This window comes from Methanobrevibacter sp. DSM 116169, from assembly GCF_046197865.1.
Lineage (GTDB): Archaea > Methanobacteriota > Methanobacteria > Methanobacteriales > Methanobacteriaceae > JAHKLT01.
The window spans coordinates 616555-631434 of the sequence record NZ_CP166990.1 but is presented as its reverse complement, the minus strand read 5'-3'; the positions used below and the strand labels follow the sequence as shown (position 1 = coordinate 631434).

Below are 14880 nucleotides of genomic sequence, written 5' to 3'. Positions count from 1 at the left end.
TAAAAAAAAAGAATACTTATATTTATAAATAGTTAAATAAAAGAGTATAAACCATAATCCAAACTAAAAAAGCTGGTACAATTCCATCCCATAACCAAGCTGAGAATCCTTCAACATCATCTTTGTATAGTTTTTGACAAATTTGTCCTGCAATATAAACAAAAACAGCTAGAAATACTATAGATATTATATCGTTTTTAAAACCAAACCATCCAAGAGATGCTCCAGCAGATAATATTGATGCGAATATTGCAAAAATTATGTGAATACTTGTAACTTTAAGACTACTTTCCATGTGATTCCTCCAAAATTAATAATAAAATAATTATAATAATTATAGTTTATATTAAAATTTAATCATATTTAAAGTTATATAGAAAATTTATTTAAAAGAATAATAGGTGTAAAAAATGAAAAGCATGTCTAATGTAGACATATATACAATATGTAATGAATTAAACGATTTACTAATAGGTGCAAGAGTAGATAAATCATTTCAGCCAACAAAAGATACTGTTGTTATGAGGTTTCATAAAGCTGGAACCGGTAGAGTAGATATTGTCTTTCAAGCAGGTGTTAGAACACATATTAGCCAATATCCATTAGAAAATCCTAAGATCCCACCATCATTTCCAATGCTTCTAAGAAAAAGACTTAAAGGAGCTAATGTAGTAAGTATTAAACAACATAATTTTGATAGAGTAATTGAATTAAAAGTAAAAAAAGACATTACATATACAATTATTATTGAATTATTTGATAAAGGAAACATAATTCTTCTAGATGATGAAAATAACATTATTTTACCTTTAAAAAGAACACAATTAAGTTCAAGAGATATAAGTTCTAAAAAAGAATATGTCTATCCTAGAAAACAAGGTATAGATCCGATTAATATTACAGAAGAAGAACTAAAAGATATTTTAAATGATTCAGATCGTGACCTTGTTAGAACAATAGCAAGTAATGGTCTTGGAAGTTTATATGCTGAGGAAATTATTTTAAACACTAAAAATATTGATAAAGAAAAATTAGCTAATAGTTTATCTGATGAAGAAATTAAAGAAATATATAATTCCCTTATACAAGTGTTTAAACCTTTAAAAAATAATGAATTTAAACCTCAAATTGTTAAAGGTAAAAAAGAAGATGTTGTGCCAATTGATTTAATTCAATATAAAGACCTTAAAAAGGAATATTTTGATAGTTTTAATGAAGCATGTGATGAATTTTACTCTAAAAAGGTAAATACTGGCATTAAAGATGTTAAAGAAAGTGCTTGGAATAAAAAGGTAAAAAAATTCCAAAAAAGACTTGATCTTCAAAACGACACATTAAAAGGATTTGAAGATACCATTGAAACTTGTCAGAAAAAAGGAGAAATAATATTTTCTAATTATCCTACAATAGAAAATTTAATTAATGTTGTATTAACTGCTAGAGATAAACAATATTCTTGGGATGAAATAGCTAAAACTCTTAAAAAAGCTAAAAAAGAAGGAATGGAAGAAGCTCAAATATTTGAATCAATGGACAAACTTGGAACTTTAACATTAAAAATTGATGATTATTCTATAAATATTGATCCTTTAAGAACTATTCCAGAAAATGCTGAAGATTATTATGAAAAATCTAAAAAAGCAAAAAGGAAGATAAAGGGTGCTTTAATAGCTATTGAAAATACGCAAAAACAACTTGCAAAAATTAAAGATAAAAAAGAAATTGAAATGGAAAGAGTATCTGTTCCTAAAAAAAGAGTTAAAAAAGATTTGAAGTGGTTTGAAAAATTAAGATGGTTTATAAGCTCTGATAATACATTAGTAATCTCAGGACGTGATGCTAATACAAATGAGCAAATTGTAAAAAAATATTTAGAGAAAAATGATATTTATTTACATGCAGATATACATGGTGCAAGTTCAGTTGTAATAAAATTAGATAATCATTCATTAAATGACGATCTGCTTAAAGAATCTGCTATCTTCACAGCTTCATTTTCAACTGCTTGGTCAAAAACTTATGGAACACAAGATGTTTTTTGGGTCCATTCAGACCAAGTTTCAAAAACACCTGAAAGTGGAGAATATTTACCAAAAGGATCATTTGTAATAAGAGGAAATAGAAACTTCATAAGAGGTGCAAAATTACAAATAGCTATTGGAATAGTGGATTATGAAGGAAAAAGAATAATGGCAGGACCAATTGATGCTGTAAAAGCAAAAACAGATAATTATATAGTAATAAAACCAGGATACACTAAAAAAGAAGCTATAGCTAAGAAAATATTACATAAAATTAATGAAGATGATATAATCACATTAGATGATGTGGTCAGAGTATTACCATCTGGAAAATGTGATATTGATGAAGAATATCACGAGAGAAAAAGATTTGAAAATTAATCTGAATATTCTTCTGAGTCATATTTAAAATATTCCCCAGGATTTAAAGGTAAAACATCAATATTTGGATTTAATTGTTTAACATAATTTGAATAAACTAAAGGATCTTGTTCAATAACAGGATAAGTATCATAATGCATCGGAATAGCTACTTTAGGATTAAACCATCTTGTAGCTAAAGCTCCTTCAAAAGGACCCATAGTAAACTTATCACCAATAGGTACAAGAGCAATATCTGGTTTGTAGATATTACCAATAATTGTTTCCATATCTCCAAATAATCCAGTATCTCCACAATGTAGGACTTTGGTTCCATCTTCAAAAGTAATTAAAAAACTAGCTGCACTACCACCAGGAATACAATCTTCAACAAAATCAATATCAGAAGAATGTTCTGCATTTAACATTGTAATTTTAATGTCTCTAAAAACAATAGAACCACCAATATTCATACTAACATTTTCAATTCCTTGTTTTGATAAATATAGAGAAATTTCATGATTAGCTACTATTGGAACAGATTTAGAATTAGATATTTCCATTGCATCTCCAAAATGATCAATATGGCCATGAGTAACACAAATTAAATCAGGAGATAGCTCTTCAACAGGTATTTGACAAGCAGGATTATTACTTATAAAAGGATCTATTAAAATTTTTACATTATCATCACTAATAATTTCAAAAGCAGAATGGCCTAACCATCTAATTTCCATATAAATCACCGCACCTTATGCAATTAATAAATTTAAATCAATATCTTTAGCTATATTCCAAGATTTTTCAAAAATTTCTTTTATTTGAGAAATATCAGAAACATCTTCATATATTGCACCATATTCTCCATCATTATCCATTAAATTATCAGCTACTATAAGTGCAGAATTATCTGTTACTAAATTAGTAATATCTATTTTAGGTAATGTTTTAATATGTACATTTTGTTTTAAAAGAGAAGTAATTAATAAAACATAAGAAGTATTAGTAATATCAAATTCTTCAATAATAATCCTAGATTGAGTAGTTGGAACATAAGATAGTAATCTATCATTAAGTTTAGCTAAATTAGGAATTTCAAGCATCAAATTATTTTTAGCTCTTATTGTTAAATCTTCAAATGCTTCTTCTGATGCAATAGTGCCTTTATTTGAAATAATAAAACTTTTTAAGATATTTGGAATAGGTAAAGATTCAGGATTATTTAAGTCAATTTTAATATCTCTAGGCATTAAATTTTCTGTTTCATAAATAGGTTCTTTAATATCAGTAGAATAGCTGTTAGATAATGCTTTTTTAATTTCATCAGTTTTATCTAAATCATTTTGATATGAAATCTCTTCTTCAAAATGTGCTGATCTTTTCTTAGGTTTTCTTGTAACAGGAACAGGTTTTTCATAATTAGGAGTGAAAACTAATTTATTATCTTCAAAAGAAGGTTCCTCACTATATTCTTTTATATCCAATACTTCATTAGGTTCATTATCGGGAGCCCTAATTTCATTTTTAAATGCAGGTTTATTATTATTTTTATTTGAAAAATCTGCTTTTTTAATATTTTTTTTAAATTTAGTAGGTTCATTATTATTTTTAACTTTTAAAGGTGCAGAATCAGATACTCCATCAATATTAGCTTCCTTTAAAAACTCGTTTGTTATAGAAGATACATCTACAAAGAAGGATACTATTAAAAATACACCCATAATAGTTAGAAGAATACCTAATAATACTATTAATTCTATTAAATTAAGAACCATAGCTTCATATGTTATAAATGCCCCAATGGCAGTAATTGCTATCCCGAAAACAATTTTAAGATTATTATTCACATTTTCACCTAAACCAACAATAAAAAATTATCAATAAACCTAATTAAATTATAACCATTTAATGATATTATAATTAATAATTATATAAGAATATCTACCACTTTATTTATAAATCTAATGGTTATTTTTAAGAATCAACAAACAAATGACAGTTATATTATAAATTAAAATGATTAAAGAATAATACTTTTTTAGCCATTAGTAATATTAATATATTTTAAAAATTAAGTATTAATGAGGTTAAAAAAATGAAAAATTTTAAAACCATATTAAATGAAAATTCAGGTCAAGGCGCTGCAGAATATATATTATTATTTGGAGGAGTTATTGTAATAGCTATAGCTGCACTATTAATATATAGAGCATATTTTGAAAGTAATAGTTCACAGTTAAATGCTAGTGATGATGTGCAAACCATGAGGAACTTAATGAATACTAGCGGATAAAATGAATAGTATATTAAATGAAAATAGTGGTCAAACTAGTGCAGAACTTATTTTACTTATAGGAGGAATAATTGTAATTGTTATAATAGTAGGATCTTATGGAGTAAATATACTAGATTCTATAAATAAAAGTTTAAAAAGCTTATTAGAAAGTGAAAAAGAGTTTATATTAAATAATATTTAAAGTAAGGGAAATAACCCTTACTATAATAAAAAAGTTTAAAATTAGCTATTTTTCAATTATAATAGCTTCATTAGGACATACATCTTTACATATATCACATAAAGAACAAATTTCTTCATTTTCAATAGAAATAGTATCTCCATCAATTACAAAAATACCCATAGCACAAGTATTAACACATTCTTCACAACTTGCACCTTTACATTTATCATGATTAATAGTTACTTTACATATTTTACACTAATTATTTACTAATAATTTTTCCTAAAACATTATTCCAAGCTTTTGAATTAATATTTTTTAATGTCATAGATGTTCTATTTACAGATAATATTTTTAAAGGACATGATTTTTGACAAGCACCACATAAAACACATACATCCATATTTATAGATGGTTTATTATCTATAAGAGTAATTGCATTACAAGGACAAACATCAACACAAGCATTACATTGTTCTCCCTTACATACTTTATCTTCTAATTCTGTGAGAATTACTTCACCTTCAAATGGTTTAGAAGTTTTTGCAGCATCAGTTGGGCAAACATTTTCACACCAGCTACAATTAACACAAATATTATTATCTAAAACAATATCTCCATCAAGTACAACTTCTGGAATTTCTTCAATATCCATACAAGAACTACATATAATTTGAATAGCATCTTCTGGACAAATTTTTTGACACATTTTACAGTGAACACACTTAGATTCATCAATTTCTATAGCTACTGGATCAAATTCATTATTTATATTAGTTTTAATAGTAATTGCATCTACAGGACAAATATCTGTACAAAAATTACAGTTAATACATTTATCATCAAATGTTCTAATTTCTCCTTTTACTAATTCACTAGCAGAAGGTAATTTTCTTTTGATTTTAATTGCATCCTGAGGACAAGAAATTTCACATTTTCCACAATAAATACAATCATCTTTGTTAATATCTGTACCTTGATCCCATTTAGGATAGTTATTTAAATCTTTAATAGATGCATCATTAATTTTTAAATCCATTGCATCGAAAGGACATGCAGAAGAACACATTCCACAAAATACACATTTTTTATCATTCATTGTGATATAATCTTTTTTTAATAGCCCTCTTGCAATAGGTAAAATTGGTCCCAATCTTAAAGCAGATGTTGGACAAATATCAGAACAAATTCCACAACCTATACATTTCTCATTTTCATGAGTTAATTCTCTTTTTTCATTTCCATCGCGCAAAATTGAAGCCATAAAATCACTCCAGGTAATAAGATAAATTAAAAACTTTAAAAATACCTTATAATATCATCTCAATATACACTTTATCGAAGTGAATATATAAACATATCGATTAATTTTTGTTATTAATTAAATGGCCTTTTTTATTAATCTCACCATTACGAATACGTGTAGATGAAATAGGCGTACCATCATCAGCTAAAACAAAACTAACTACAATAATATCTAAAGGAAACATATTCTTTTCATTCCTTATTTTATTAATTTCAATAGCTGTTGGTTCAGTTTCTTCACTTACAACAATAGCTTCAAAATCTTCTTCATAAATTGTAGTCCCATAAGGATCTTCTAATTTCATAATATGAAAATTAGATTTTTTATCTTTAAAAAATGTCTTCAAATTAGAAATTCTTTTTTTACATGGATCAATATCACCTTTTAATCCTCCAAAATCATCAGATGTAACACCAATCTCTATTTTTTCACCTAAATCAAAAGCTGTTTCAAGCAATTTCTTATGACCTTCATGAAACTTATCAAAAGTTCCACCAACAGCAAGTTTCTTATATTTAGTCTTATTCATTCTTTAAATTCCTAATTTAATTAATATTAGTATATTATTAATTACTTAGTATATAAATTTTGAATCTAAACTTAAAAAAATAGTTATTATAATAAATTTATTTAAAAAAAAAGAAAAAAAGAAGATGAAATTATTTATCTAAAATTGAAGGGATGCATAAAATCCTTTGAAAACATAGTTATAGTTATTCCAACTAACTACTTCACCAAAAGAATTTCTAGTACTGGAAGTATCAGCAACAACCCATGTATCACCAATTAATACTTGAGCCCAAACATGCCCATAAGTTGAACCACTAATAGTCCATGTACATGTTCCGTGAACATATCTTGCAGGAAGACCTGCTGCTCTGGATAATGCAATGAATAAGTGAGTACCATCAACACAATTTCCTCCACCAGCATTTAAAGTTCCTACAGCACCATATTTGGTATCATAATAGAACCAATAATCAATCTCATAACGGCAGAATTCAAAAATTGCATTTGCTTTTGCTAAATCATTAGTTAATCCTTCAGTTAATTGTGCAGCTAATGCTTGAATTACAGCATTATCTACTTGACAATTTTTAGAAGCTGATAAATAAGGATCTAAATCAGTGATTGTGTTAATTGAATTTAAAACACTATTAGATACCGGAATACCAACTGATTTTATTGAAACATAAGCAGGCATAGAATTTGCATTATTACCATAAAATACAACTATTCTTGCATAAGCATAAATTAATCCTTCAAAAGTAATTGATCCTAAAGAAGAATCAGCAGAATTAGGAGCTTCACCATTGGCAATTATATAATTACTAATGAAAGATGCAATAAATAAATAGTCTGCCATATATAAATTTCCTAAATTAGAAGATTCAAGTGGATTAGAAGGGTCGTTGACACTTCTTACAGCTATTTTATCTAAATTACCTTCATTTAAATTATTTGTAGCTACAGTTAATAAGTATAAAAATTGTGCCATTGAATAATCTTTTCCTTCAATAGTAACATGACTTGGAAGGTTATAATTATTTTCAATGTGATTTTTAACTACATTTGCTGCGGAAATAATACTATTAATTTCAATTAAATTTAAAATAGTAATGATCTCTTGACCACTAATTTCCCCATAAATACTGTTAACCAAATAATAAGAAATTGTATATTCACCAGGATTATAGTTCAATACAATAGAAGCAATACCTTCATTATTAGTCAAACGAGTAAATTCTTGATTATTAATAATGAATTTAATTGTTTCACCAGATATAGGCTTTCCATATACGTCTTTAAGAATAACATTATAATTATCACCTATAGCAAATGAACCAGTACTTCCTTTTAAAAATGTACCATTGACTAAGATTGTATTTTGTCCACCATTAGATGAATAGAAAAGATCATCATCTAATTTATAATGAACTGTATATATTCCTGCATTTAAATTTATACTTAATGATGCAATACCTAAAGCATTAGTAGTTCTAGAATATGTATTGCCATTAATTGTAAATATAATATTTTTATTTGCAACAGGTTTTCCATTTTGAGTTAATAATACTTCAAATGTAGAACCATCATTCCACTCCATTGTCAAATCAGAAGCAGACATATCTAAAGATATTTTATTTACAGTTATTGTATTTTGTCCTTTATTATAATCTTCACTACTTTCATTAGAATAATAATAAGTTATACTATATTTTCCAGGATCTAAATTAATAGCGATTTTTGCAATACCATTTTCATCAGTAGTTCTAGAATATGACTGTCCATTAATTACAAAAATTATATTTTTACCAATTAATGGATTTCCATTATAATCAGTTAATTTAACTGAATAATAAGAACCATCATTATAAGTAGTTGTTAAATCACTACCAGTTAATATTGTAGTTGAATTTAAAATTGTAATAGTGCTAGATCCACTAGATTTAATATAACCTGAACTTCCCTCAAATCCATAATCTATAGAATGTTTACCGAAGCCTAAATTTAATATAATAGATGCAATACCATTTTTATCAGTTGAAAGATAATAGGTTTCACCATTAATTTTAAAGTAAACTGGTAAATCAGAAATAGGATTTCCATTAATATCTGTATAGGTTACAGTGTAATTTTGAACAGCATTAGATGTAATAGTATAATCGGAACCATTTACAACGGTTTCCATAGCTATGACTTTAACAATATTAGAAGTCATTAAACCTGAATTAGGATGAGTAACAGTTATAACATATTCACCAGGATCCAAATTAATAGACAACATAACAACACCATCACTATTAGTCTTACGCTCATAAATAACACCATTAATATTCATAGAAACCACAGTATCAGCTAAAACACTACCATCATAACCATAAATAGTAGCATAATACTGAGTACCATTCCTATAAGACTTAATAATATTTGAACCGACAATGGAAGGTAAGACAGTAACATTATTAGACACAGTCAAAAATGAATCAGGATGAGTAACAGTTATAACATACTTACCAGGATCTAAATTAATAGACAACATAACAACACCATCACTATTAGTCTTACGCTCATAAATGACACCATTAATATTCATAGAAACCACAGTATCAGCTAAAACACTACCATCATAACCATAAATAGTAGCATAATACTGAGTACCATTCTTATAAATTTTTTCAATATTATAGCCTACAACAGAAGGTAAGACAGTAACATTATTAGACACAGTCAAAAATGAATCAGGATGAGTAACAGTTATAACATACTTACCAGGATCCAAATTAATAGACAACATAACAACACCGTCACTATTAGTCTTACGCTCATAAATGACACCATTAATATTCATAGAAACCACAGTATCAGCTAAAACACTACCATCATAACCATAAATAGTAGCATAATACTGAGTACCATTCTTATAAATTTTTTCAATATTATGACCTACAACAGAAGGTAAGACATCAATATCATTGAAAATAGTAAAAGAAGAATAGTTTTCATTTCCATTAAATGTAGCACTTGCAGAGTAATGGCCCGGCGATAAATTAATAGACAACATAGCTATACCATTAACCGTGGTTCTTGTATAAGATTCACCATTAATTGAAAATATTATATCCATACCATCTAAAAGATTTCCTTCAAGATCTTTAAGTTCAACAACATAATGAGTATCGTTTTTATATATTTTAGTGACATTATCAGCATTTATGATAGTATCCTTTTTAGAATTAAAAACATCATTGTTATTGAAACTGATTTCTTCATCAATATAAGCATTTTCTAAATTTGAAGAAGAAATTTGATTATTTGTAGAAAATTTAATATCATCTTCATTGTAATAATCATTACCACCATCAATTGAAGAATCATATTCACTAATATTTTCTCCATTAGATTGATAAGTTGTTATGATAGAATCATCAGAAAAACCTAAATTTTCATAAGATGATAATACATTATCATCTTGAATTAAATTTTGATTTTCATCAAAATCAACATTAATTGAATCATTAGCAACACAAGCACCCATTGATATAAAAATAAGGAATGCTACGCTCATCAATAATGTTTTTTTTACAATAGAAATTTTTTCACCTCGTTCTCATTACAAATTTGAAAAAATAATATTTTCATAATGAGTAACAATATTTTCAATTTAATCTTATATAAATGTTATTCATGGTTCAATACAGAAAAAAAGCATTTAAATCAATTATTTTTATTAAAAAACTTTAAAATTTAGTAGAAATAATTAATATAACAAAAAATATTGTGAAAAATGGCATGAAAATCAACTAAGTCTTAGATAAGTATTAAAGTAAAATGAACTTACTAAAATAATATTAGTTAAAATTACCATCTTTAATAAATATATAGGCAAAATTTAAAGATATATAATTAAAATTCAAGAAAAAATTGTTTATAAATAAAGAATTGCGTTCAATTGTATTTATTATAGTTAAATTAAAACAATGCGTACTTACTTATAAAAATAATAAAAAATCAATAAAAATTATAAATATATTTATTTAATTTCGAATATAAAATAATTTTATAAAATGATTTTAGAAAAAAACACAATTCAAAAAGACCCACTAAAAACTGAGATAAGAATAGCTTTATCATATCCTAATATTTATAAAACAGCTATGTCTTCATTAGGGTTTCAATTAATGTATAATTTAATTAATGAAAGAGAAGATTCTTGGTGTGAGAGAATTGTTTATCCTGAAAAGAGAACTATAGAATCTAATAGTCCATTAAAAGGATTTAACATAATAAGTTTTTCTCTGCAATATGAACAAGATTATTTTAATGTTCTTAAAATATTAGAATATAGTGATATTCCACTTAGAAGAGAAGATAGAAATGAAAACCATCCTTTGATAATTGCTGGAGGACCATGTGCAACAGCTAATCCTTTACCATTAACAGATTTTATTGATTTATTTATTATAGGAGAAGGAGAAACAACCATTAACAATTTTCTAGATTGTTATAAAAAAATAGATAACCCCCATAATAATATTAAGGAATTTTCAAAAATTGAAGGAGTATATGTATCTAGTGAAAATAACCATACCAAAATCAATATAATGGATAATTTAAATTCCATTTATCATAATACTCATCCATTAATTGTTGAAACAGAAGACGAGAATTATAAACCTGTTTTTCAAAATACAATATTATTAAATGTTTCAAGAGGATGTACAAGGGGATGTAGATTTTGTATGTCTAGCTATCTTTATAGGCCTTTAAGGGAAGTTAGTTTAAAAAAGTTATTTGAAATAGCTGAAAAATCAAGAGAAAATACTGGGTTTAATAAAGTAACATTAATAGGTTCAGCAGTAGGAGATTATTCAAAACTTAATGAATTAATAAAAGGATTAAAAAATAGAAATTTTGAAGTTTCAACACCTTCTTTAAGATTAGAATCATTGAATAGGAAAACTTTAGAAAATTTAAAAAATAGTGGACTTAGAACATTAACAATAGCTCCTGAATCTATTTATTCTTTAAGAAAATCTATTAATAAAGATATTTCTAATGAAAAAATTGAAGAAGTTGTTAAAAATGCTATTGATTTAAAATTAAAAATAAAATTTTATTTCTTAATAGGATTACCTAATGAAGGTGAAGAAGAAATAAAAGAGTTATGTGAATATATTACTAAATTAAATAGCTATGGTAATACTCACTTAATGTCTTTTAGTATAAATCCTACTATACCTAAACCACATACTCCTTTACAATGGGATACTTATAATATTAAAGATATTAAATCTAAAATAAAATATCTTAAAAAAAATCTTAAAAATATTGATGTTAAATTTGATAGTGCTAAAATGGGATTAATTCAATATATTCTCTCTTGTGGAGACCATAATGTTGGAAATTTACTTGAAAAATCATTACATGAGAAGATTCCAATAAAAGAATGGGAAAAATATATTCCTAACTATGATTTTAATAGTCATTTACCTTGGGAAAATATAGATATTGGATTAAATTCAAATTTTTTAAAAAAAGAAAGAGAAAAAATAGATTTAAATAAAACTACTCCATGGTGTAAGGAAAATAAATGTTATAAATGTGGAGTTTGTAATAAATAATAATTTAAATACTACTGTCATCATAAATAATAAAAATAAGGTTGTAATTAATATGTATGATTTTGCAAGAAGAGTTCAATCAATTGAATTATCCCAAATTAGAAAAATGTTTGAAGTGACTAATGAAAATGCTATTAACTTAGGAATTGGTGAACCTGATTTTGATGTTCCAGAAAATATTAAAATAGCTATGAAAAAAGCAATAGATGAAAACTATTCCCATTATACTCCTAATAAAGGATTTTTAGATTTGAGAGAAGAAATTACTAATAAATTTCAAAACGAAAATAATATTAAAACCAATGCAGAAAACATTATAGTTACAACAGGTGCGAGTGAAGCTCTTTATATGTGTTCCCAGGCTTTATTTGACGTAGGTGATGAAGTACTTATTCCAAATCCAGGATTTTTATCATATGAAGCTTGTGTAAAATTATCACAAGCAAAACCAGTTGAATTAAACTGCTTAATGGAAAATGATTTTAAATTAAAAGCTGAAGAAGTAGTAGAAAAAATTAATAAAAATACTAAAGCTATAATTTTAAATTCACCTTCAAATCCAACAGGAGCAGTTATGGATAAAGAAGACATTAAAGCTATTGGTGATTTATCTATGGACCATGATTTTTTTATTATATCTGATGAAATCTATGAAAAAATTATATATGAAAATAAACATTATTCTGTAGGAGAATATAGTGAAAATACTGTAACAATTAATGGTTTTTCAAAAACATATGCTATGACAGGATTTAGAATTGCTTATTTAACAGCTAATGAAAAAATCACATCAGAATTATTAAAAGTTCACCAATATTGTACAGCATGTGCAAATTCAATTGCACAAAAAGGAGCATGTGAAGCATTAACTGGGCCACAAAATGAAGTTGAAGCTATGGTTAAAGAATTTAAAAGAAGAAGGGATTTAATTGTAGATAGTTTAAATGATATGGGCCATGAATGTGTAAAATCAGATGGAGCCTTTTATGTATTTCCTAAAATAGAAAATCCAGAAGAATTTGTTAAAGAAGCTGCTAAAGCAGGTGTCATAACAGTTCCAGGTCTTGCATTTGGCTCTGTTGGTAAAGATCATGTTAGAATGTCTTTTGCAAACTCTTATGAAAATATTGAAAATGCTATGGATATTTTAAGGAAATTATGATATTATGAGTAAAGAAACTAGATTAAGCATAGGGCGAAAAGCTACATTAGTTGGAATAATCGGAAATGTATTTTTAACAACTTTTAATATTACTGTAGGATTAGTATCTGGAAGTTATGCATTAGTATCTGAAGGATTTCATACATTATCAGATATTGTTACTTCAATAATATCATATATTGGTTTTAGAATAGGTCAAAAACCTGCCGATTCAGATCATCCCTTTGGTCATGGTAGATCTGAGGCAATAGCTGGACTTGTAATTGTTTTATTTTTAGCTATGGTTTCATATGAGGTTTTAACTGGAGCAATTGATAAAATAATATCACATAATGAAATAGTTGCACCAAGTTATTTAGCAGCAGGAATGGCACTTATTGGAGTTTTTGTAAATATAGCTACAAGTAAATATATAATTTCACTTGGCAAAAAAATTAATAGTCCAGCTATTGTTGCAGATGGAAATCATCAAAAAGTAGATATTTATTCATGCATAGCTATTTTATTCAGTGTTATAATCTCACAATTAGGTTTTCCTATTTTAGATCCAATTGTAGGTTTTGTTATTGGTATAATAATTATGAAAACAGCTTTTGAAATAGGAATTGAAAACATTAATAATATTATGGGTAAGGTTCCATCAAAAGATTTAGTTGATGATATTGAAAAAGCAGCAAAGTCAGTTAAACATGTTTATGGTGCCCATGATATTAAAATAGGTTATTTTGGAACATATGCTATAGTTGCTCTTCATGTTGATTTAAATCCTAATTTAAGTCTTATAGAATCTCATGATATTGTTCACGAAGTGCAAAATAAGATACCTAAAGAAATAGAAATCATACAATCAGTAACAGTTCATGCATGTCCTTGTAGCGAAGATTATGATCATAGTCAAGAAATAGATATGTGAAAATAAAACGCCGGGAACGGGATTTGAACCCGTGTGATCCAAGGGATCATCGGATTAGCAGTCCGACGCCGTACCAGGCTGGGCCATCCCGACTTTTTTAAAAAAAATAATCAAATAATGAAATACTATTTTTAATTTATAAAAACCTACTTATAAATATTATTGTTTTATTAAATGGCATGTTTAAGAGTGGACTAGTTTCGAAAAATAGAGTTATCTAGAAAAAACAACTCCACCCCGTTGTTCTACAAGCATTAATTGTAATTAGTAGAGCTGCTCCCTTCCGGGCCTGACACATTCCTAAAACTAAGATAATTTACTTTTACCCTACAGTAAAAGTCTTATCACCATCAATCCTGCAGGACGAGACTTCTATATTGATTTTCTAGGCTACTAAATTTCTTAAAAAGCCGCCTCCTAAACTTCAACTGCATCAGAGGGGGTGTATGCTTACAGAGGACCCCTAACCCTCCAGTCTAGCCAAAATAAATATTTGTTTTATATCTTATATAAACTTTATCAAAAATAATAAAA

13 protein-coding genes, 1 tRNA gene and 1 other RNA gene are annotated in these 14880 nt (G+C 26.5%); 6 read left to right on the top strand and 9 right to left on the bottom strand.

The features are described from left to right. Positions 1 to 22: 22 nt before the first annotated feature. Positions 23 to 295 carry a hypothetical protein gene (locus tag ACA134_RS03320; RefSeq protein WP_409200763.1) on the bottom strand — a complete coding sequence of 91 codons (273 nt, stop codon included), beginning with the start codon at positions 293 to 295 and terminating at the stop codon, positions 23 to 25. 115 nt (positions 296 to 410) lie between these two features. Between ACA134_RS03320 and rqcH the strand changes: the two genes are divergently transcribed. Beyond that, positions 411 to 2402, top strand: a complete 1992-nt coding sequence (rqcH, locus tag ACA134_RS03315; RefSeq protein WP_409200762.1) for a ribosome rescue protein RqcH — start codon at positions 411 to 413, stop codon at positions 2400 to 2402. Here rqcH and ACA134_RS03310 read toward each other — a convergent pair. Together ACA134_RS03310 and ACA134_RS03305 are read right to left on the bottom strand one after the other, a co-directional pair. Beyond that, positions 2399 to 3118, bottom strand: a complete 720-nt coding sequence (locus ACA134_RS03310) for a metal-dependent hydrolase (RefSeq protein WP_409200761.1) — start codon at positions 3116 to 3118, stop codon at positions 2399 to 2401. The two genes, rqcH and ACA134_RS03310, sit on opposite strands and share 4 nt — an antisense overlap. A 15-nt stretch (positions 3119 to 3133) precedes the next feature. Further along, on the bottom strand, positions 3134 to 4228 hold the full coding sequence (locus ACA134_RS03305) for a hypothetical protein (RefSeq protein WP_409200760.1): 1095 nt from the start codon (positions 4226 to 4228) through the stop codon (positions 3134 to 3136). Positions 4229 to 4476: 248 nt separating this feature from the next. Between ACA134_RS03305 and ACA134_RS03300 the strand changes: the two genes are divergently transcribed. Both ACA134_RS03300 and ACA134_RS03295 read left to right on the top strand, forming a co-directional pair. Then, positions 4477 to 4674: a class III signal peptide-containing protein gene (locus tag ACA134_RS03300; protein ID WP_409200759.1), complete on the top strand. Its 198-nt coding sequence runs from the start codon at positions 4477 to 4479 to the stop codon at positions 4672 to 4674. Between the two features lies 1 nt (position 4675). Then, a complete protein-coding gene (locus ACA134_RS03295) occupies positions 4676 to 4858 on the top strand; it encodes a class III signal peptide-containing protein (protein WP_409200758.1) in 183 nt (60 codons plus the stop codon). Between the two features lie 45 nt (positions 4859 to 4903). On the opposite strand, the gene ACA134_RS03290 is transcribed toward ACA134_RS03295, so the two are convergent. The 4 genes from ACA134_RS03290 to ACA134_RS03275 form a co-directional block, all read right to left on the bottom strand. After that, a complete protein-coding gene (locus tag ACA134_RS03290) occupies positions 4904 to 5020 on the bottom strand; it encodes a 4Fe-4S binding protein (RefSeq protein WP_409200757.1) in 117 nt (38 codons plus the stop codon). An 82-nt stretch (positions 5021 to 5102) separates the two neighbouring features. Beyond that, positions 5103 to 6104, bottom strand: coding sequence for a tungsten-dependent formylmethanofuran dehydrogenase subunit FwdF (gene fwdF / locus ACA134_RS03285; RefSeq protein ID WP_409200756.1), 1002 nt, complete (start codon positions 6102 to 6104; stop codon positions 5103 to 5105). 100 nt (positions 6105 to 6204) lie between these two features. Further along, complete coding sequence (locus tag ACA134_RS03280; protein ID WP_409200755.1) at positions 6205 to 6675, bottom strand: phosphopantetheine adenylyltransferase; 471 nt, start codon at positions 6673 to 6675, stop codon at positions 6205 to 6207. A gap of 138 nt (positions 6676 to 6813) precedes the next feature. Continuing rightward, positions 6814 to 10215 (bottom strand): transglutaminase domain-containing protein, encoded by a 3402-nt coding sequence (locus ACA134_RS03275; RefSeq protein WP_409200754.1) that lies wholly within the window; start codon positions 10213 to 10215, stop codon positions 6814 to 6816. Positions 10216 to 10714: 499 nt separating this feature from the next. On the opposite strand from ACA134_RS03275, the gene ACA134_RS03270 reads away from it, so the two are divergent. From ACA134_RS03270 to ACA134_RS03260, 3 genes are read left to right on the top strand one after another with little or no spacing between them, the layout of a single operon-like run. Next, on the top strand, positions 10715 to 12271 hold the full coding sequence (locus ACA134_RS03270) for a radical SAM protein (protein ID WP_409200753.1): 1557 nt from the start codon (positions 10715 to 10717) through the stop codon (positions 12269 to 12271). 52 nt (positions 12272 to 12323) lie between these two features. After that, a complete protein-coding gene (locus ACA134_RS03265; protein ID WP_409201060.1) occupies positions 12324 to 13433 on the top strand; it encodes a pyridoxal phosphate-dependent aminotransferase in 1110 nt (369 codons plus the stop codon). 4 nt (positions 13434 to 13437) lie between these two features. Continuing rightward, positions 13438 to 14346 carry a cation diffusion facilitator family transporter gene (locus ACA134_RS03260; protein ID WP_409200752.1) on the top strand — a complete coding sequence of 303 codons (909 nt, stop codon included), beginning with the start codon at positions 13438 to 13440 and terminating at the stop codon, positions 14344 to 14346. Between the two features lie 8 nt (positions 14347 to 14354). Here ACA134_RS03260 and ACA134_RS03255 read toward each other — a convergent pair. Then, a tRNA-Ser gene (locus ACA134_RS03255) sits at positions 14355 to 14439 on the bottom strand. A gap of 78 nt (positions 14440 to 14517) precedes the next feature. Then, positions 14518 to 14833, bottom strand: an RNA gene (gene ffs / locus ACA134_RS03250) — signal recognition particle sRNA. Between the last annotated feature and the right edge of the window lie 47 nt (positions 14834 to 14880).